Raw genomic sequence first — 20,767 nt, 5'->3', positions numbered from 1 at the left:
GGCGTGTATAGCTATTTGTACAGAAATCAGCTGGAGGGTGCTTCGTCTGGCAAAAACGAAGCACTCAGGAGACAGATGAAAAAACAGAATTAACGAGTGATCAGCTCTGAAGCGATTTGAAAAGAATGTTGTCGTGCTTTTGGGTCGTGCATCATAGCAGTCAGCATTAACTCGTCTGGTTGATGTGTTGCAATAAAATTCAGAATACCTTGTTTTACTTCAGCCGGATTACCGATGACAGAGCAAGCCAGAGCTTTTTCCACATAAGATTTTTCGTGCGCTTGCCAGATCTGATCCATATCCTCGACTGGCGCAGGTAACAAACCTGGCACACCGCGCACTAAATTAACAAACTGCTGCTGTGGTGAGGTAAAAAGACGCTGAGCTTCGGCTGTGGTATCAGCTGCAAAGACATTCAGCGCCAGCATCAGGTAAGGCTTATCCAGTTGAGTCGATGGCTTAAATTCTCTGCGATACAAAGCTGCCGCCTGTTCCAGCATGGCTGGCGCAAAATGTGAGGCAAAAGCATAAGGTAAACCCAGATGGGCAGCCAATTGAGCACCATATAAGCTCGAACCTAAGATCCACAAGGGGACATGCAGGTGTTGCCCCGGTACAGCTTGTACCGCCTGATTGGGTTTAACAGGCCCAAAATACTGCTGCAATTCAAGGATATCGCTTGGGAACTGATCTTCAGTTTCCATACGATTGCGCCGCAAGGCCCGTGCAGTTTGTTGATCGCTGCCCGGCGCACGGCCCAAACCTAAGTCAATCCGGTTTGGATACAAAGTCGCTAAAGTGCCAAATTGTTCGGCGATGATCAGAGGGGAGTGATTCGGCAACATAATGCCACCAGCACCCAGGCGGATGCGTGAAGTCGCAGCGGCTAAGTGACTGATTAGCAGAGATGTTGCGGCACTGGCAATACCCGGCATATTGTGATGTTCAGCCAGCCAGTAGCGATGGTAACCCAAAGCGTCAGCTTGTTGTGCCAGAGCTTTGCTATTTGCAAAACTGTCGCTAATAGTACTGCCCGAAGGGACAGGAGCTAAATCTAAAATAGAAAGAGGGATCATCAATACTCCGCTTAGCTGTAAGCTTTCTGTTTATACCAATTGGTATGGAACTATGGCAGCTATGGGTACGCAATCATCTTTATTCAAGCCTGATGCTGTATTTCTCTCAGTGACAGGGGTGAGTGAGTGTTTTTTTGCGATGGACTGAACTTTGTCATTTGTCGAGCATTTAGAATAACTAAACGTCGCTCCTCGTTTCGCGTTCAACGCGGCGCCAGAGCAAACAAAATTTAATCTTGAAACGTCAACACGCCCTGGTATTGCGATAGATCAATAGCTTATATTCTGAATCAGCTAAGCTGGGCTCACCTAACAAAGACGATGAATCATGGCAGAATTTGACGTAACCCTGACCCAAAACTTTCTGATCGCGCTGCTGATTGGGGCTTTGGTGGGTATAGAGCGGGAAAAACATAAAAGTAACTCTCACCCCGGTTCTTTTGCCGGAGTTCGAACTTATATTTTATTGGCTCAGTTTGGTGCCGTCAGTGCCTGGTTATCGGTATTTTTACAAACGCCCTGGTTATTTATCGCTGCTTTGGCTGCGGTGGCTATGATAGTACTCAGCTCTTATTATCTGGAAAACAAAGCCAATGCAGTGGCTTTAGGTTTAACTACTGAGCTGTCTGCTATTACGGTCTGCCTGTTAGGGGGCGCCGTTATGTTTGGTTTTGCCGAAATTGCAGTGTCACTGGCCATTTTAACTTCGGCTATTTTAGCCTTTCGTGATCCCTTACACGGTTTGGTTAACAAAATAGGTGCTGATGATCTCTATGCTGGATTAAAGCTTTTGATCGCCAGTTTTATCGTCTTGCCTTTGTTGCCAAATCAAGCTGTTGATCCCTGGCAGGCGCTAAATCCTTATAAACTCTGGCTCTTGGTCATTTTGATCTCTGGATTATCTTTAGTGGGTTATGTCGCGGTGCGTTTTTTTGGCTCAGTCAAAGGCACTATGATTACTGCCCTGACTGGTGGCCTGGTGTCCTCTACCGCTATGACTTTAAGCTTTTCCCGAAGCAGCAAAACGGAAACTGACAGTGGAGCAGCCAACAGATTAGCTGCCGGTATTCTGCTGTCCTGGTTAGTGATGTTCTGTCGGGTTCTGTTGATTGTCGCTGCCGTCTCTGTGCCTTTGATGCAACAATTAGTCTGGCCTTTGTTGGGGCTGGCATTGTTAACAGCAGTATTTGCAGTTGCATTTTTTCTGGCCGGACACAAGCTACAGTCGGTCGAAGCCACAGAGTTGGCTGTGACTAATCCTTTTAGTTTATGGTCAGCTATTCAATTTGCTTTGTTATTTGCACTGGTGCTGTTGCTGGTTAAGCTCACAGAACATTATGCCCCGGGACAAGGTTTATATTGGTTGGCCGCTTTAGCGGGCTTAACGGATGTTGATGCCATCAGCTTATCGGTCGCAGATTATGCTGGTCGCACTCAAGCTGTAGATTTAGCCGCTACAGCTATAGGTATCGCCATCCTGAGTAACTCCGTAGTAAAAACAGTCATGGTATGGGTGGCTGGCACTCGAACTTTGGCCCTTAGGGTGAGCGCAGCTACTGCGGCGCTTGGGCTGATGGGTTTGTTGTTATTTCGTATTAGCTAAATGGAAAGTCACTGAGTCGGCGGATGCTCAGCTTGTCTTAAGTTTTGCTTGCCACAATAAAAATAACTGTTGAAAAAGAGGTGGATATGTCGGGTTCTCAACAAAGTTACAATCAATGGATGGTTCGTTTGCACTGGCTGACCGTGCTGTTGATCATCGCTATTTATGCCAGTATTGAATTCAGAAGCATCTTTGAAAAAGGCACGCCAGAGCGCGATTTGATCAAAGAGGTGCATTTTGTGCTGGGGTTAAGTTTGTGGTTTATTACCTTGCTGCGTCTGGTGGTGCGGCGTTTTAGTGCTGTACCTGCAATAGAATCAGCGCCCTCTGCTCTGGCTATTAAAATTTCTGGTCTGATGCATCTGGCACTTTATGGCTTTTTACTGCTGATGCCTTTACTGGGATGGCTGATATTAAGTGCTGGCGACAAAGTTATTCCGTTCTGGGGTTTCCAATTACCAGCGCTGATAGGGCCGGATCCGGATTTGGCGGGGTCCATTAAAGAAATCCACGAATTAGTGGGCAAAGCTGGTTATCTGTTGATTGCTATTCATACTTTGGGTGCACTGGCGCATCACTACAGACTAAAAGACAACACCTTAAAGCGCATGTTGCCTGGGTTATTTGACCAGAAAAGCTAAAACTGGTTGACGAGATGTGTTGAAAGGTTTTAACTCTGGGCCCTCTTGAGTGAGGGCCTATGAGTAAAGCAAAACAAGCTTCCGAAATTACCTTGCCTCCCAAAGATTTGGGCTGGGGCACTGTGCTGAATTTCCTGATTGCGAAATTCAGCCGTATCGATGCTGCTATTTGGCGACAGCGGGTAGCAGATGGCAAAGTGCATTGGTTTGGTGGTGACGTGATCCATGCCAATACTGCCTTTTTACCCAGCCGCAGAGTCTGTTATTACCGTGAAGTGGTCGCTGAACCTTCAATTCCTTTTGCTCATCAGATTATTTATCAGGACGAGCATATCCTTGTGGCCTGCAAACCGCATTTTTTACCCGTCACACCAGGCGGTGAATTTGTCAACGAATGTCTGCTCGAGAGAGTAAAACGGGAGACAGGTTTGCCTGACATAGCGGCTGTGCATAGATTAGACAAAGAAACAGCGGGTTTGGTGCTGTTTTCTGTCAATAGCCAAAGCCGCCCTTTGTACTATGAGCTATTTGCTACTGGCCAGATCTGTAAAAGTTATCAAGCTGTTGCTTATTTGTCTGACGAACTACAGCAGTTGTCATTACCTCAGCACTGGCAGGTAAAAAACCGTCTGGAAAAATCGAATCCGACTTTTTTAATGCAGCAGGTAGAAGGGGAAGTGAATGCTGTTTCCAGTCTCAGTCTGGTGGACAAAAGAGCTGAACTTGGATTATTTGAATTGAGTCCCCATACAGGTAAAACCCATCAACTGCGTTTGCATATGCTGTCTTTGGGTTGCCCTATTTTATTTGATAAATATTACCCGAACTTATTACCAAAACAGCCAGGGCCGCAGACGGATGTTACACAACCTTTGCAATTACTGGCCAAGCGCTTAAATTTTACTGATCCGGTTAGCGGATTAGAGCATCAATTTGAATCAAGTCGTCAGTTGCAAAGCTGGCCTTTTGATGACGGTTCTAAGGAAAACTAATGTCTAAAAAAGTCTATTGTGTTGCTCAGTTTCTGCCTAAGCCGGGTAAAGAGGCTGAACTTTTTAAAGTACTGCAAGGTTTGGAGGCCAATACCTTGCGTGAAGATGGCTGCCTGCAGTACAGAGTAACGCGTCAAATCTCCAGCCCTTTTGCTGAGGGTAAAAGTTTCCCCATTGTTTTTAATGAAATATGGGCTGATCTCAAGAGTTTTGAAGCACATTGTCAACGCAATGAAATTAAAGATTTTTTTCAAGCCTATTGTCTGGCTGAAACAGGTTTAGCTGCTGACTGGAATGTCTGTATTTACAGCGATGAGCCAGAAAACTTTGATGCACCAAAGCTGGTATAGTCGCGTCAGACAGGACTGACTTTATTTTTTAAGCACAGTTTCTGAGACCTGACTGCTGTAGGCCCGAACTTAGTATGAACACTATCATCCCATCCATCTGGTGAGCTCTTACATGTCAAAACCAGTTTTTAAAAAACTACCTGCCCATACTATGGGTTATGTGATGCCGCTTATTTTATCCATTATTATGAGCTGTATTGTGTCTTTGATCAGTACGTTAAAAAGCACAGGCTTTAGCGGTTTTGAATTACCGATTTGGTTGGGCGCCTGGGGATTATCCTGGGTAGTGGCTTATCCGGTATTGCTGTTGATATTACCCTTGGTGCGTAAGCTGACATCCTTCATTGTCGAAACGCCTTAATCGCGCTTTTCATGATAAAAAACGCCGGTACGAAAACCGGCGTTTTTATTTAGAGCAACCTATTAAGAACCTATTACGCCGCCATCATCTTTAGTGATAATCACAGTAGCAGAACGTGGTCTGCTGCTGCCATCGTTGGCTGGCCAGTTACTGGTGAACTGAGTTGGAGTAGAACGATCGCCTGGGTGCTGGACATTGACAAACATAGTTTTTAAATCAGGTGTAAAAGCCAAGCCTGTGACTTCAGCATCCACTGGTCCGACAAAAAAGCGTTTGATGGTGCGACTGACTGGGTCTGCAACCAACATTTGGTTATTACCATAAGGGCCTTCACCTTGTTGCGAGCCACTCATGTCGGTTTGGATCCATAGCAAACCGTTAGCACTGAAACATAAACCATCCGGGCTTGCCATGTGGTTATCTGCAGTTAAAACCAGGTTGGTACCAGGGGTTGCAGTACCTACATCACCAGCCAGCAGGAAGATATCCCAGTTAAAGCTTAACCCCTGAGTCGCAGCGTTTTCTTTCCAGCGAATAATATGGCCTGTGGCGTTATTCGCGCGTGGGTTTGCCGGGTCAATTTGCTCTGGTTTACGACCTGTGTTGTTGGTCAGAGTAAAATACACTTCACCAGTGGTTGGATGCACCGCACCCCATTCAGGTCTGTCCATTTTAGTTGCGCCGGCAATATCGGCCGCCAGACGGGTGTTTATTAATAAATCAGCCTGACTGTCAAATGTAACACCGGCAGCAGCGGCTTTCGCCATCAGAGCTTCGTTATTGATATCTAACGCCAGCCATTCACCTGAACCGTCGGTATTAAATTTTGCTACATACAAAGTACCGTCATTAAGCAGGTGGCCGCCTGCGGTTGCTTGAAAGTAGGCCGCTTTAGACACGTATTTGTAAATGTATTCAAAAGTAGAGTCATCACCAGAATAAACACTGATTGGCTGACCTTCGACTACTGGTCCAAAAATAACACCTTCATGGCCAAAACGGCCTAAGGCGGTGCGCTTTTGTGGCACGCTGTCAGGGTTAAATGGATCTATTTCTACTATCCAGCCAAAGGTATTGGGCTCGTTACGGTAATCTTCGCTCGCATCTGCACCTATGCTGGATGCATTAAAGCGCTGGTACTGATCGGCACCTGAATCTGCTGTTTCCCAGTAGTAACGGCCATTTTTATTGCCTACACCATAACGTTTATGTTCACGGGGTTGGGTGACGTCGGCATTCATAAAGTAACCTGCCCAGTTTTCTTCGCAGGTTAAATAAGTGCCCCAAGGAGTAAATCCATTACCACAGTTATTTAAGGTGCCGCGGGTTCGGGTACCGTCCTGGCTGTATTTTGTGACTACTTTGGCATCACCCCGTACAGGGCCTGTAATATCCATAGGGGTAGCGCCTGTAATACGACGGTTCAGCGGACTACCTTGTACCAGTTGGAATTGGCCTTGCGCATCTTTTTTGATATGGGCCACAGTCACACCGTGTGCAGCCACTTCTTTGCGTACTTCATCTGCTGGGCGTGGTAAACCTGTAGGACCCATAGGATGCAAAACGTTGGCATCCAGGTATTCATGGTTAAATACCAACAAACCTTCGTCGCTGTTTTTATTACTGCTGCGGGCATCTAACGGGAAAAAGTGCATCCCATCATGATGTGCGCCCACTTGCTGTTCCATGTCAGCACCGCTGTTGCTGCCATCTGCCAGATAAGCAGGGTAGCGACCCAATAGTGGCGTACCCATAGGTAAAAATGGACGGGCTGTATAACCTGCAGGAACAGTTACTGTGTCTAAACGGTTTGCGGCTATCGCAGTAAAACCTAATAAAACCGGTGCAGGTTCAGGTTTTACTGCCACAGGGCCAGTTGTGGGTTCGGCGGTATCACTGCTGCAAGCCACTAAAGAGGTGCCCATAATAGTAGCTATGGCGGCGCCTAAAGAACCTTTTAAAAAGCTGCGGCGGGACGCTAATACCGACTGAAAATCCGGGTTATCGGAAAAGTTGGTTTGTGGATCTATACCTGAATTGTCGATCTCGAAATTTTTGTTATGCATTTTGACTCCGATGTCGGTTTAATTAAAAATCTGCACGCGACATTAGAGCTGTTGCTTGTTTCAGTAAGGTTACTTTTTATTGATAAAATAAAGACAGCTATTCGACATTTATGTGACAAGCGGCAGCTGTGAATTTAGTCTGGGAAAACGCAGTGTGAACATGGTCACACTGCGTTGCGGATTTTAGTGATGGCCTTTACTGACTCCACCACTGGCGTTCGGCAGGCTAATCCGCACATTTTGCATCATGCCCTGATCCTCGTGATCCAAAATATGGCAGTGTAAGACAAAATCACCTATATAACGCTGGTATTTAGTGCGGACTATCACAGTGTAAGATTTGCCCATGGCATTTTTCACCCATAAAGTGTCCTTCCATTTTCCTTTTAAGCCTCTGTATTGCGGATCTGGGAGTTGTTTCGTGGTGTCAAAATCGTCCACTGCATCGTCGGTGCTGACGTCTTTGTTATTCGGATCCAACACCGCCACGACCTGAAATGGATTCACATGAATATGAAAAGGATGACTTGCCAGTTTTGACGTTAAAATCCACTCGTCGGTATTACCTAAAATCAACTCTCTGTCGATACGACCAGGCTGATAAGGTTCGCCGTCAATTTCAAAGCGGACAGGGCTGGCTTGGGTATCAATATTAAACTCCAGTTGCTGCTTATTAGGCGTGTCTGGCAAATCCTGATGTGGCACAAAATGACTTAGTTTCAAACCGGCCTGTAAGTCGTGTATCACCGCATTTTGCATATCGGGGCTGATATTTACTTTGGCGCTTTGGATCAGTTGCTGCCCTATAGTGGATGTGACTGGTCCGGCAGAGTTTTCTACTTGTACTATGCCCAGTAGTTGTGGTTCTGACGGGGTCTGATCGACGTTGGCTGATGCTGCTGCTGCATCGTCTATAACGCAATATTGTCCGCCTTCAGGAAACATCATTAGCGTATCCCAGCGGTAACCCGGCTGGAATACAGTGACTTCTGTGGAGTCTATTTCGCTGAGCGTTAAACCATCTGCTGCAATTTGATGTTGTGGCACTAAAGCGCCGGTGCAGGATTTTTGTAGTAGCTTTTGCTCACCAACAGCCGATACTGGGCCTTGTAATGGTTGGCCAGTCAGTTTTACCACTTTTAAGTTGATACTGTCGCGCACCCCGGCATGCACCATACGCCAGCGTTCGACCTGACCTGCCTTGGCATCGGCAAAAAAAGGCTGCACTGCGCCATTGATACTGGTGTAACGGCCAGATTTACTCCAGCCACCCGGGCCAAAACCTGAGTAATCCAGTATCTCACCGACATCGGTTGGGTCACAGATATAAGCACCATTAGCATCCATTTTCAGTACAGGTTTTTCACCCGGTTTGGTCGGTTTGGTGTAACAGCCGTACTGAATTTGCTGAAACACCATGGTGCGCTCTTTAAAGCTTTGGTTAGCAGAACTGGTTAACAACAGATCGATATCCCCAGTGCGCTCTTTTGTCGGCTGTCGGGTGCCCTGAATAATTAAAGCTCCGGCCATTCCGCTTGCCACCTGAATAGCGGTAGAGCCATGACGATGCGGGTGATACCAGAAAGTACCTGCCGGATGGTCAGCCGGAATATTGTATTCGTACTGAAAAGACACTGTCGGGTCTATCGATATCAGCACGTTGTCACTGTTACCGGCCGGGTTAATCCACAAGCCATGGGTATGCATATTGGTGCCGTTAAAACAGTGGGGGACATTGACGCCTTTCTGATGACTGATACAACTAGGATCGGGCAGGAGCTTGTTATTTAAGGTGGCTCTGATGGTTTCGCCCGGAAATACCCGCAAAGTAAGGGCAACAAAAGGTGCGTTAGTATCAGTCTTGCTGCCTCGATAGCTGCGTAAATTCACCTGATCCCAGCTGTTGGTATTGGGATTCCATAATTGACTGCGGGTAAACACAACATCCCAGTTCAGACTGGCTTCATCAGGTTGAGGCGCTCCGGCTTGTTGTTGGGCTTTGGTCAGTGGAGCATGTATCGCCCTTTTAATCTCCAGCAAAGGGGGATCTTGTAGCGGACGGGGTTGAGCTACCACAGCAGCCTCACTCGCTGTAACCGTTACGAGCAGTGTCAGAGGGATAATACGACGAGAGATAAAGTCAGACATAGGGAAGTCCTCACTAAAAGTCATAGGATAAAACCCGGAGCATTCCGGGTTTTATTTGGGATTTCTATTGGCGAGTTGGTGTAGTTTCCAGTCGGATTTGACCTACGGTGACGCCAGTTTGACGGGGCTTTTCTGCGACTTCTGTCGTGGTTAAATTGGTTGGGACAAAGTGCACCATCAGATCTGCAGCATCAGCGTGGCCCAGTTGTTGCGCCAGATCTGTCACTTTATAGACTAAGTCTCCCATATCTCCCATCGCATGGCCGGCATGCGCATGGTCTGTTACACCAAAGTAGTTGATAGTCGCGACATACAACTTTTGCTCAGGCTGTTGTTCAGTACTCAGGTAGATTTTATAGGTAGTAGCAGGGGCTCCGACCATTTTCACATCTTGCAGGACCAGATAAGTATCTCCTGTGCTCTGAGACAGCAGCTCTATTTTGTCTGAAGCCTGTAATTGAGCCGGAACTTGTGGATCCAGTGCCACTTTGGTCGTCGTGCCGCGTAAATCCACAGTTTTATTGCTGCTGACCGGGGCATGAGCTTTAAACTTAGTAAGGGTTTTCTCAGGTTGAGCTTTGGCCAGTTGCTGTGGTGCGACTTTTTGTATGTCGCAGGCGGTTTCGTTGCTATAACGTACCGGAATTTTTCCTGGCGTAAATACATCTGCGATGGTCATGGTTGCCTGATTACCATTTTCATCAGCAAAGCTGTAGCTGGTTTGATACCAGCTTTCCGGCATACCAAGGTTGGCTTTAGCCCATGCCAGATCAATGGTTTTGCCCGCGGCTTTTTTATTCAGCCAGCACTGCCATAAACGGTCTATATTGGCATGATGCATATAAAACACTGGGTCTAAACCAGCAATAGGCACAAAGCCCATATTAGGTGTGGCACAGCCTGTCCCTACAGCACAATGCATAGCCCCATGGGGCTGTCCTTGCAGCTGGTTAGAGAAATGAGTGAAATCTGTAAAAGAAAAAGCCTGAGCTGCACTGGCACTGTCTGGATCTATGGCTGTTTTATTGTCATTTAGCCCCGGAGTGCGGAACTGGTCGTATAGTGAGCCTGCAGCTTGCCCTCTGACCAGTTGCGGTAACGCTAAACCCTTGCCGTCAGGGCTGCGCTCCTGAAAATAGTCCCAGTAGGGTAACGAAAAGTTCGGATCGCCTACATGTTTTCTTAAGGTTTTTTCGTAAAAAAATAAAAACATCCTGTGCCAGGGTAAAAAGTTCAGGTTACCGTGCTGGCAGGTTCCCCATACATTGTCAGTAAAGCCATCGTTAGGCACTGTGGAGTTATTCATATGCTGGTAGTAAGCATCACAGGTGGCTTTATCCAGCACTTCTAAACAGCCCGGCATACGATACGCTATGTAGGCTTTCAGATCTGTGGCATTTTTCCCTGTACCAAAAAAACCATGGGTATTCGACCAATAGGCAAAGCTGGTACGAAAATCTGCTGACATGGGATTGGCCTGACTTTTGGCTTTCATCCGCTCTATGCCTTGTTGCAGAGCTTTTACTTTGGCCGGATCGGAGGAGAAGTCTTTTACGCTAATGCGGTAAGAGGCTTCGGCCAATGCGTAACTGCTGCATAACAGCAAAGAGAGGGCGATGGTAAATGTTTTTTTGGTATGGGACGATTTTTTGGACAGAGCGGCTGGCATACAAGGATCCTTTTTGTAGTCTGAACAACAGGCTGTAGTTCTATATTCGAGATTTATTCAAACGGGCTACACAACCATAGTCCCTTTTTTAGATAAATCAACGTCGGACCAATTTATTTTGGTTATGGTGCTGGCGTGCTATGACGGAATTAAATGCAGAGGCAGGCCGGAAGATGAGTGGCAGCGAAAGAGGGGGACTGCTTTTGTTGCAAGCTGTCAGGGGCCGCTGAAAAATCAGCTCAGCTTAGTTTAGAAAGATAAGCGGGTACAATTTTTGCAGCCGGACCGTAATACCCTTCAGCAAAATCACCCCGGGTCGCTTCCATATTCAGCTCCACGGTATGAGCGCCTGATTCTGCGGCAATCTTTACAAAACCAGCCGCAGGGTAAACCTGACCTGAAGTGCCTATAGAGATAAATAAATCTGCTTGCATCAGCGCATCTACGCAGTCATCCATCAGATAAGGCATTTCACCGAACCAGACAATATCGGGTCTGAGTGGTTGTGGATTTTTACAGCAGTGACAAAGATCGGCTGCCGTTAAATCCTTTAGCCAGCTCAGGTTTTTCCCTGTAACTGGGCATTTTACTTTTTGTAATTGGCCGTGCATTGCAATCAATGACTCAGAACCCGCTCTTTGGTGCAGGTTATCGACATTCTGGGTGATCAGTAAAAAACGACCCCCTTTGCTTTTGTGCTGAAGTTCAAATTGCGCCAATGCCTGATGAGCCGAATTAGGTTTTAATTTCGGATCCAATAACTGAGCACGGCGCTGATTATAAAATTGATGCACTAAAGCTGGATTTCGCTGATAGCCTTCAGGGGTAGCGACGTCCTCTATCTGATGGTTTTCCCAGAGGCCATTACTGTCTCTGAAGGTTTTAATACCTGATTCAGCAGAGATACCAGCTCCGGTCAACACTACTATGTTGTTAAATCTCATCGAACTAAACCTTTGTTACGACTAACACTATTGCCTTTGGGTCAGGCCAGCAGAGGTGCTGAAGCCACAAGTCTTCCATGCTACTGCGAACTATTGTGAAGAGCCAGTACATCTGTACTCAGATCCAAAAGACTACTTCAGTAACTGGGAGCATAACTTCCTAACCACCTCTCCTTTGTAACGGAATAATAAAAATGATGAATTTATCAAATTTATCATTTTTATTGATTTTTCGTTCACCTGCTGATATTCTTACAAAGTGGATTAGTAATACAGGCTAATTATTTTCTCGCCATATTGCCTGTTTTGTAAGGTCAGCAGGAACTTGATCAAAGCAAAAGCGTAAGTGGATTCATTATGTCGATATCGACATGGCTCCAACGTTTTATCTCAGCAAAGTGGGGTGACCTATGATTTTTGGCCGCAAAACGAAAGAACTGATTGAAAGCTTAGCAACACGTGTCAGTTTAGCTACTGCTGACCTTAGCGCTATAGAGCACTACTTAGCAGTGATTGAGTTTAGTCCCGAAGGCTATGTGCTCAAAAGCAATGCTTTATTCAACTCAATGATGAGAGTGCAGCCAGAATCCATTATAGGACAGCATCACAGTAAATTTTGTAGCAAAGACTATGTAAATTCGCGTGAATACAGCCAGTTCTGGTTAAGGCTAAAACAAGGAGATTGTTTCGGCGGTCAGTTCCCAAGAGTGCGTGGAGATGGTCAGGTTGCTTGGTTAGAGGCAACTTATTTCCCTGTCAGAAATAGTGATGGAATTGTTGAGAAAGTGATCAAAATTGCATCCGATGTAACGGCCTCAAAAATAGAGCTTGATACAAAAAACGCCGTTTTTGATGCCATAAACCGCTCTATGGCTGTTATTCACTTTGACCCACAAGGCAATGTGCTGGAAGCCAATACTAATTTTCAGCAGGTCATGGGGTATAACGAAACTGAGCTGGTTGGCCGGCATCATCGAATGTTTTGTGATGATGAATTTTACAAGGATAACCCACGATTCTGGACTGATTTGGCGGCCGGTAAACATTGTTCGGGACGGTACAAACGTTTCGCTAAGAATGGGCAGATTGTTTGGATTGAAGCAACCTATAACCCTATTTTTGACAGCAGCGGTAATGTAGTCCGGGTGATAAAATTTGCTTCAGATGTGACGGTCGCCGTGAATAAAGAGCATGCAGTGCGGCATGCTGCAGATATGGCGGGTAACACATCCGAAGAAACTTCGGTTATTGTCGCCACAGGCGTCGAAAAGTTACAGGAAACGGTCAGCGTCACCAACGCTATGGTAAGCAAAATAGGCAGTGCTTACCAGCAAGCTGAAACCTTAACTTCACATGCAAAAAACATAGGTGCGATCGTAAGTACTATCCGCTCCATTGCTGAACAGACTAATTTGCTGGCTTTAAATGCTGCTATTGAGGCGGCCAGAGCCGGAGATTTGGGGCGAGGTTTTGCGGTTGTTGCGGACGAGGTTCGCAGCCTTGCTTCAAGAACCGCGAATTCAACATCGGAAATTGCGACTGTGATTTCTGCAACTCAGCAGATTGTGGACTCTATGATGACTGTGATTACTGATGTAAATCAGTCAGCTCAACAGGTCAACGAGCGTATCAGTGAAGTTGAAGATGTTATGTCTGACATCAAAGCCGGAGCTGATAATGTAGTTAGCCAGATTTCTAATGTGATTCTTACCTCGTAAACTGTAAGTGGTCGTCTAACTAAATTAGATTTTGTATCAGATTTGGATGAATGTGGTAAGTATGAAATAGCTAAATACCAGGACAAAGAAACTACTATCAGTTTCTTTGTCTGAAAAAGCTTTGCCCACCTCAGTTTGAATTTGTTTCACTTTTATCATATTTGTTGTGTCTTTATTTTGACTCTGCTATTTTCTTGCTAATGAGCACAGAGGCTGACCTATAGTTACAAAGCTTTAAGCAATTTTGGCTTAGCTTTTAAAAACGTCTGACGTTACAGATCAAGCAGGAGTTGTATGCCAAGCCCGTCGTTAGCCTCGTTAAGTGATTACATTGATCAGTTACTTGAAGCTATTTGTGTGGTGGATGCCAATGGCCACTTTTTGTATTTGAGTTCCGGTTGTGAGCGGATTTTTGGTTATCAAAGCAGCGAAATGATTGGTCGTTCTATGATTGAGTTAGTGCATCCGGATGACAGAGAACGCACTTTGTTGGCTGCCAGCGAGATTATGTCGGGCGATGAAAAAATTGATTTTGAGAACCGTTATATCCGCAAAGATGGTCAGATTGCTCATATTCAATGGTCGGCACGTTGGTCTGAAGATCATAATGTACGGGTCGCTGTGGCCCGAGATATCACTAAACATAAACAGTTATTAGAGCAGTTACAGCATATTGCTTTTTACGATCCGCTGACGCAATTACCCAACAGAGCTTTGTTTGAAGACAGGCTACAGCAATCACTGGCGCGGGCCAGACGAGAGCAGGGAATGCTGGCTTTGTGTTTTGTTGATTTGGATAAGTTTAAAGAAGTGAATGACCGGTATGGTCATGCTGCTGGCGATTTATGTTTGAAGAAAGTAGCAGAGCTTCTGTTGTATTCAGTGCGGGAAACCGACACTGTAGCCCGTTTAGGTGGTGATGAGTTTGTCATTGTAATGGATGCGGTAGCAGAGCAATCAGCTGTTATGGGCACCTTACAGCATCTTTTAACTAAACTGCAGCAGCCGTTTTTATTTGAACAACATCAGCTACAGCTCTCGGCCAGTATAGGCATAGCGTTGTTCCCTGTGCATGGTCAGGACCAGGTTAGTTTGTTAGCTGCGGCTGACCGGGCTATGTATAAGGCTAAACACGCCGGTGGTCATCAACTTGCTATGGCTGCTGAGCTTTCACGTTCAAGCGGGAAAAATTACGGTTAATTTTGCTTTTATAGCTGTTAAACTTTTGTTTTCCATGCAGTTGAGCTCTGTATTCCTATGTCCTTACCCCGTCGTATCCATCGCTTTTTGGGCTGGTGTTTGATTCTGCCATTTTTTGTCTGGGCTTCCACTGGCCTGGTGTTTTTTATAAAACCCGGTTATCAGGTTGCTTTTTCCTACCTGACGGTCAAAACCTATCCTATCAGCAACGCAGTTCAGCTCATTCCACAACCAGAGTGGCAGGAAATCAAATTACTGCAAACCGTGCTGGGACCACATTTGATGGTGAAACAATCAGATAGCTGGCAGCAGTTAAATCTGACGGATTTTACAGTGCGACCACAACCTTCGGCTGATGAGTTACAACGGCTGATTAAAGACGCAATGAGTGTCAATTCGAAGCGATATGGCGAACAATTGCTGAAAACAGAGCAGGGTTTTGTCACTGATACCGGAGTGCAAATTCAGCTGGATTGGGCCAGCTTAAGCCTGTCGCAACAAGGTAAAGATACGGAATTAATTAACAATTTATACAAAGCTCATTACCTGCAATGGACAGGACAAAAAACTCTGGATCAGGTACTGGGTGTGATTGGCTTAGTGCTGTTGATGTTGACCACAGTAGTGGGAGTCAGGTTACTGATCCGTCGTCGTTAAAGGCGCTTTAATTGCTTCATCGCAGGAGATTATAAAAAAGTTCCATCTCAATGAAAATTGTTTGCAAATAAGAATGATTCTCGATAGCATGCGCAGCAGGATCAGCGCCGATACCGAAAAACTTGTTGTTAACACTCTATTTTCATTAGAAGGACTTTATTCGATGGCTTTTATCACCGCTAAAAAACATCAGCAGGTGGCCCGTTTTAATACCACTTTGTTAGCTTCAGCTTTCGCTTTGGCGTTACCGGCAACAGCAACTGCTGATCAACAAAATACTGCAACGCAAAATGACACTCAACTGGATGCTGTGGTGGTTACCGCTGATGCAGTGGAAGCAAAATACAAAGCTGAAAAAGCCAGTTCAACCAAGCTGACTCAGCCTTTAGTGAACACGCCACAAACTCTGGTTGTAGTGAAAAAAGAGTTGTTCCAGCAACAGGCTGCAACGACTTTGTCTGATACCTTACGCAATACACCTGGTATCACTATGTTGATGGGTGAAAATGGTAATACAGCCACTGGCGATTCCATTTTTATGCGTGGTTTTGATACCCAAGGCAGCATTTTTGTCGATGGTATCCGTGATTTAGGCACCATCAGCCGTGATACCTTTAATACAGAGCAAGTTGAAATCGCTAAAGGCCCTGCAGGCGCAGACAATGGCCGTGGCGCATCCTCTGGTTATATCAACTTATCGAGCAAGCAGGCTACACAAGAAGAATTCACGACAGGCAACCTGACTTTAGGTTCTGGCTCGCACAAAAGAGCGACTGTCGATATGAATCGTCAGTTATCTGACACTTCTGCCATTCGCGTGAACCTGCTCAAACAGAATTCAGGCGTCGTTGATCGTGATGAAGTGGAAGACAATAAAACTGGTATTGCTACCTCTTTGGCTCTGGGTTTAGGCACAGCAACCCGCGCTTATTTAAACCTGTTTCATGTTGACCAGAAAAACCTGCCGGATGGTGGTACTCCAACTGTAGGGTTAGAAGGTTACTACAACGCTGCTTTTGATGCGGACCCAAGTACTAATTTTCCCAATGGTGGCCCTAACGCCGGTAAAACACTGGCCCCTGTGGATACCAGCAAGTTTTACGGCTCAAGAAATGACTTTGATGACGTCAAAGCCACTATGGTTACTGCAAAAATTGAGCATGATTTAGGCGATAAAACCACTCTTCGCAACACCTCACGTTTTGGCCAATCCACGCAGGATTACTTGCTGACGGGTGTGAATGCTATTACCACTACAACAGGCATCGGTGCTGCTGCTGTTGCCATCCCGGATCCAGCCAACTGGACTATTTCCCGCAGCCGTCAGGGCAAAGATCAACAAAACCAGATCTTAACCAACCAGACCCAGTTAAATTCTTCTGTTGAAGTGGCTGGTTTGACCCACGATATCAGCTCTGGTATTGAGTTTATTTATGAGAGTCAGCGTAACAATACTTTGGCTTTACCTGCAGGTACCACTCAGGTAGCGGCTAATTTATATAACCCAAGCATGGATGATGCTTTTGTTAATCCGGTTCATACTGGCGCCAGCACAGATGGCAGTACTTTAACCTCTGGCGTTTATCTGTTGGATACCATTCATTTAAGCGAGCAATGGCAATTAAACGCCAGCGCCCGTTTAGATCATTACAAAACAGAAACCGATACAGTCACTATTCAGGGCACCTCAACACCACAGATTATTCCTGTAGGCACTAAGTTAGGTTCGTCAGTAGAAGCATCAGACAACCTGGCCAGCTACAAGCTGGGAGCCTTGTATAAACCTGCAGCAAACGGCAGTGTGTATTTGTCCTACGCTACCAGCCAGTTACCACCAGGCGGTGCTAATTTCACCTTAAGTGAAACGGCTGGCAACATCAACAATCCAAACCTGGATCCACAAAAAGGCACCAATTTAGAGTTGGGTACTAAGTGGGATCTGCTGGATAACAAACTGGCGTTTACAGCAGCAGTGTTTGAAAGCACCAATAAAAACGAAATTGCCACTGATCCGGATGGCACTGCACTGCAAGTCGGTGAGCGTGAGGTACGTGGCGTTGAGTTAGGTGTGGTCGGAGCTATTACTTCAGCCTGGCAAATCAGCGCTGGTGCTGCTTACATGGACTCTGAGATCACCCGGGGTAATCAGGCTGGCACCAACCCTACAGACGGTGGTGTGATCCAGTGGACCCCTGAAATCACCTTTACCCTTTGGAATACCTACGAGTTGCCACTAGGTCTGACTTTAGGTGGCGGCGTGCGTTATGTCGATACAGTGGTTCGCTCCAGCAGCACCACCTTAAATCTGGCAAAAACTGCTGTGGTTGAAATGCCGGATTATTGGGTGGTCGATGCTATGGCCTCTTACCCTGTCACCCCATATGTCGACGTACAACTGAACGTCTATAACCTGTTAGACGAAGAGTATATCGCCAAGTTGAATAACGGCGGCTCACGGTATTTTGCCGGTACTCCACGTTCGTTCCGTTTGGGTGTCAATGTACAGTTCTAAATAACAATACCCTTCCTGCGTGAAGCTGCAGCTTTGTTGACTGCGCTCACTCGCCCCAGTCACATAGGATCTCTATGCTCCTGGGGGCTTGCGAGCTTGTCGCCGCCCTGCAACATCACGCAGTTTGGGTATAAGCCTCACTATTGTGAGGCTCTTTGCAGGATTTTTTATGCTAATCCATATTCCGCAAGTATTAACCAAAGACCAGGTGGCGCAATTCAGGCAGTTGCTTGATGCCGCAGACTGGACTGACGGTCGTGCTACTGTTGGGCCACAAGGTGCTTTGGTTAAACAAAACAAACAGTTAGCTGTCGAATCCCCGCTGGCGAAACAACTTGGAGCTGTGATTTTACAAGCCCTTTATCAGCACCCGCTTTTTATGGCAGCAGCTATTCCGCTTCGCACCGTGCCACCGCTATTTAACAGCTATCAGGGCGGTGAACATTATGGTTTGCATGTAGATGGCGCTATCCGCGGTTTGCCGGGTTCTGGTTTAAGTTTACGAACAGATCTGTCTTCGACCTTGTTTTTGTCTGAACCTGATGACTATCAGGGCGGCGAGTTACAAATCATGGATACCTTTGGTTTGCATGAAATTAAGCTGCCAGCAGGGGATTTAATTTTATATCCGTCCAGCAGTTTGCATCAGGTATTGCCTGTCACGAGTGGTGAGCGGGTATGCAGCTTTTTCTGGACCCAAAGTATGGTGCGTAACGATCAACAGCGTTCCATGTTATTTGAACTGGATCAGACCATACAGCAGCTACGATCACAGCATGGCGACACAGCAGAAGTGCTGGCGCTCACCGGGCATTACCATAACTTAGTGCGTTTATGGGCTGAGCTGTGAAACGATCCGCCTCGTTGTTTTTGCTGGTGCTGATGGTGCATCTGAGTTTGATTGCTGCTGTGGTCAGTCAGACCAGCGAACCTCAAGCCAAAGCGGTCGAAAAAGCCATTGAAGGGGTTATTATTCCAGCCCCTATAGCGCCACAGCCAGAAAAACCTAAACCTAAGCCAGTTCAGCCAGAACCTGTGAAAAAGCCAAAAACCAAACCGCTGAAACGACAAAAAGCGCAAGCGAAAAAAGCAGTAGCGAAGCCAAAACCTGTGCCGCTAAAACCAGCTCCAGTGGCTGAAGCATCACCTACAGCGGTTAGTGCCCCAGAACCTGTGGCGCAAACGGCAAATAACAAAGCTGTAGCCAAAGCATCAGAGCCTGAACCAGCGGCAACACCGCCTGTGGCCTCAGCCAATAAAGCTCTGAACAAGGCACCACTTTATCCGACTTTATCGCGCCGTCTGAAAGAGCAGGGCACAGTCTATTTACAGGTGTTGGTGCTTAAAAATGGCAAAGTAGGGCAGCTAAAACTGAAACAAAGTTCGGGTTTTGCCCGACTGGATCAATCGGCATTAAACGCAGTACGCGCTTGGACCTACCAACCTGCGCTGAAGTTGGGACAACCAATCGACTACTGGTTTGTGCAGCCTGTGGTTTTTAATTTAAATTCAATTCATTAGCGAGTAAATCATGCAAGAAAATCCCTATGGTATTGCCGCACTCTGGGCACAAGGTGACTTTGTTATCAAAGCCGTGGCCGTGATGCTGCTGTTGATGTCTGTCGCCAGTTGGTCTGTGATTGTGATCCGGGCTATTAGTTTATGGCGCTTAAAACGCATCAGCAGAGCCAGCAATGATTTTTGGCATGCTCACAGTTTTACTGAAGGTTTGCGGATTTTAAGTTCGGCAGACTCAGCAACAGGCCCGATGAACCCGTTTCGCTACATGGCTGATGAAGGCCAGGCGGCTTTGGATCATCATCAGAGTCATCAGCAAGATTTACATGGTAATTTGCCTTTAGCCGAATGGCTTACCTCTTGTTTACGCGGCGCTATTGATGAAAGTGCTGAGCAGATGCAAAAGGGGTTAGCCATCCTGCTTCTGTTGGTTCCACTGCGCCTTTTGTCGGTTTATTTGGCACTGTCTGGGGGATTTATCATGCACTGGTGGGGATAGGTGTTTCGGGGCAAGCCAGTATCGACAAAGTTGCAGGCCCTGTTGGTGAGGCTCTGATTATGACCGCCTTTGGCCTGGCTGTGGCTATTCCTGCTGTACTTGGTTACAACGCTTTGCAGCGTGGCAACAAAGATGTGTTGAATAAAATGCATCGGTTTGCCCATCAACTACATGCCTATTTTCTGACCGGTGCAGCACCAAAAAGCAGCAAAGTGGTAGTGCCATTAAAGGAGGCAAAATAAATGGCTTTTGGTGGTGGTTTAGATTCAGACAATGAAGTGATGAGCGAAATTAATATGACACCACTGGTGGATGTGATGCTGGTGCTGCTGATTATTTTTATTATCACAGTGCCGGTATTAACCCATAGCGTAAAAGTCGATTTACCCCGGGTCAGCAACGAAAAGCAGGAAATTAAACCTCAAACTGTCACTTTAACAGTCAAAGCTGACGGCGCCGTATTTTGGGACGACACGCCTGTTGATGCAGCTGCACTTGAGCTCAAACTTACTGAACAAGCTCAAAAACAGCCACAACCCGAGGTACATATTCGGGGAGATAAAGCAGCTCCTTATGAGCATGTATTGAAGACAATGGCCGCTGTGCAGCAGTCTGGTTTACTGAAATTAGGCTTTATCAGCGAACCTGCGGCTTAAACTTTGTTGTTCGGTTTTTTGCATAAAGTACATCGATAAAATTAAATTGCATGCAATTTAATTGTTAGGCATTATGTTTGCACTTTGGAATTATACCCCCAGTAATTGTAATTGCAGCGAGACGACAAGAGTGAGCGGCCTCAGGAGCATAGTTTAG

General features: G+C 46.2%; 18 protein-coding genes and 2 pseudogenes. 15 read left to right on the top strand and 5 right to left on the bottom strand.

Annotated features, from left to right (window positions below):
* Nucleotides 1-89 precede the first annotated feature (89 nt).
* A complete protein-coding gene (locus WH43_RS13440) occupies nt 90-1,076 on the bottom strand; it encodes an LLM class flavin-dependent oxidoreductase (protein WP_053425120.1) in 987 nt (328 codons plus the stop codon).
* A 328-nt stretch (nt 1,077-1,404) separates the two neighbouring features.
* Here WH43_RS13440 and WH43_RS13435 point away from each other — a divergent pair, with 328 nt between their 5' ends.
* From WH43_RS13435 to WH43_RS13415, 5 genes are all read left to right on the top strand, one after another.
* Nucleotides 1,405-2,679 (top strand): MgtC/SapB family protein, encoded by a 1,275-nt coding sequence (locus WH43_RS13435; RefSeq protein ID WP_053425119.1) that lies wholly within the window; start codon nt 1,405-1,407, stop codon nt 2,677-2,679.
* A gap of 86 nt (nt 2,680-2,765) precedes the next feature.
* Nucleotides 2,766-3,320, top strand: a complete 555-nt coding sequence (locus tag WH43_RS13430; RefSeq protein WP_053425118.1) for a cytochrome b — start codon at nt 2,766-2,768, stop codon at nt 3,318-3,320.
* A gap of 59 nt (nt 3,321-3,379) precedes the next feature.
* Complete coding sequence (locus tag WH43_RS13425; RefSeq protein WP_053425117.1) at nt 3,380-4,312, top strand: pseudouridine synthase; 933 nt, start codon at nt 3,380-3,382, stop codon at nt 4,310-4,312.
* Nucleotides 4,312-4,662 carry a putative quinol monooxygenase gene (locus WH43_RS13420; RefSeq protein ID WP_053425116.1) on the top strand — a complete coding sequence of 117 codons (351 nt, stop codon included), beginning with the start codon at nt 4,312-4,314 and terminating at the stop codon, nt 4,660-4,662. The genes WH43_RS13425 and WH43_RS13420 overlap by 1 nt, the downstream gene beginning before the upstream one ends.
* Nucleotides 4,663-4,774: 112 nt before the next feature.
* A complete protein-coding gene (locus WH43_RS13415; RefSeq protein ID WP_082335782.1) occupies nt 4,775-5,023 on the top strand; it encodes a DUF2798 domain-containing protein in 249 nt (82 codons plus the stop codon).
* A gap of 62 nt (nt 5,024-5,085) precedes the next feature.
* On the opposite strand, the gene WH43_RS13410 is transcribed toward WH43_RS13415, so the two are convergent.
* From WH43_RS13410 to cobB, 4 genes are all read right to left on the bottom strand, one after another.
* Nucleotides 5,086-7,089 (bottom strand): PhoX family protein, encoded by a 2,004-nt coding sequence (locus tag WH43_RS13410; protein ID WP_053425114.1) that lies wholly within the window; start codon nt 7,087-7,089, stop codon nt 5,086-5,088.
* Between the two features lie 183 nt (nt 7,090-7,272).
* A complete protein-coding gene (locus tag WH43_RS13405; RefSeq protein ID WP_053425113.1) occupies nt 7,273-9,237 on the bottom strand; it encodes a multicopper oxidase family protein in 1,965 nt (654 codons plus the stop codon).
* Nucleotides 9,238-9,301: 64 nt separating this feature from the next.
* Entirely contained in the window at nt 9,302-10,906 is a 1,605-nt protein-coding gene (locus WH43_RS13400) for a tyrosinase family protein (RefSeq protein WP_053425112.1), read from the bottom strand.
* A gap of 239 nt (nt 10,907-11,145) precedes the next feature.
* Nucleotides 11,146-11,850 (bottom strand): Sir2 family NAD+-dependent deacetylase, encoded by a 705-nt coding sequence (gene cobB, locus WH43_RS13395; RefSeq protein WP_053425111.1) that lies wholly within the window; start codon nt 11,848-11,850, stop codon nt 11,146-11,148.
* A gap of 410 nt (nt 11,851-12,260) precedes the next feature.
* On the opposite strand from cobB, the pseudogene WH43_RS21225 reads away from it, so the two are divergent.
* The 10 genes and pseudogenes from WH43_RS21225 to WH43_RS13355 all read left to right on the top strand — a co-directional run.
* Nucleotides 12,261-13,028: pseudogene (locus WH43_RS21225) on the top strand (PAS domain-containing protein); the annotation flags it as partial.
* A gap of 36 nt (nt 13,029-13,064) precedes the next feature.
* Entirely contained in the window at nt 13,065-13,568 is a 504-nt protein-coding gene (locus tag WH43_RS21220) for a methyl-accepting chemotaxis protein (RefSeq protein ID WP_502694042.1), read from the top strand.
* Between the two features lie 294 nt (nt 13,569-13,862).
* A complete protein-coding gene (locus WH43_RS13385; protein WP_053425109.1) occupies nt 13,863-14,768 on the top strand; it encodes a diguanylate cyclase domain-containing protein in 906 nt (301 codons plus the stop codon).
* A gap of 57 nt (nt 14,769-14,825) precedes the next feature.
* Complete coding sequence (locus WH43_RS13380) at nt 14,826-15,425, top strand: hypothetical protein (RefSeq protein WP_053425108.1); 600 nt, start codon at nt 14,826-14,828, stop codon at nt 15,423-15,425.
* A gap of 163 nt (nt 15,426-15,588) precedes the next feature.
* A complete protein-coding gene (locus WH43_RS13375; RefSeq protein ID WP_053425107.1) occupies nt 15,589-17,937 on the top strand; it encodes a catecholate siderophore receptor Fiu in 2,349 nt (782 codons plus the stop codon).
* A gap of 169 nt (nt 17,938-18,106) precedes the next feature.
* On the top strand, nt 18,107-18,787 hold the full coding sequence (locus WH43_RS13370) for a Fe2+-dependent dioxygenase (protein WP_053425106.1): 681 nt from the start codon (nt 18,107-18,109) through the stop codon (nt 18,785-18,787).
* A complete protein-coding gene (locus tag WH43_RS13365; RefSeq protein WP_053425105.1) occupies nt 18,784-19,458 on the top strand; it encodes an energy transducer TonB in 675 nt (224 codons plus the stop codon). Before WH43_RS13370 ends, WH43_RS13365 begins: the two co-directional genes overlap by 4 nt.
* Before the next feature lie 10 nt (nt 19,459-19,468).
* On the top strand, nt 19,469-19,954 hold the full coding sequence (locus tag WH43_RS21105) for a hypothetical protein (protein ID WP_353504803.1): 486 nt from the start codon (nt 19,469-19,471) through the stop codon (nt 19,952-19,954).
* A pseudogene (locus tag WH43_RS20720) lies at nt 19,918-20,196 on the top strand (MotA/TolQ/ExbB proton channel family protein); the annotation flags it as partial. The gene WH43_RS21105 and the pseudogene WH43_RS20720, both read left to right, overlap by 37 nt.
* Entirely contained in the window at nt 20,197-20,610 is a 414-nt protein-coding gene (locus WH43_RS13355; RefSeq protein WP_053425104.1) for an ExbD/TolR family protein, read from the top strand.
* The last annotated feature ends 157 nt before the right edge of the window (nt 20,611-20,767 follow it).

This window comes from Rheinheimera sp. KL1 (assembly GCF_001275035.1).
GTDB classification, from domain to species: domain Bacteria; phylum Pseudomonadota; class Gammaproteobacteria; order Enterobacterales; family Alteromonadaceae; genus Pararheinheimera; species Pararheinheimera tangshanensis.
The sequence above is the reverse complement of the archived record's forward strand: the minus strand, read 5'-3'. Positions and strand labels throughout refer to the sequence as shown.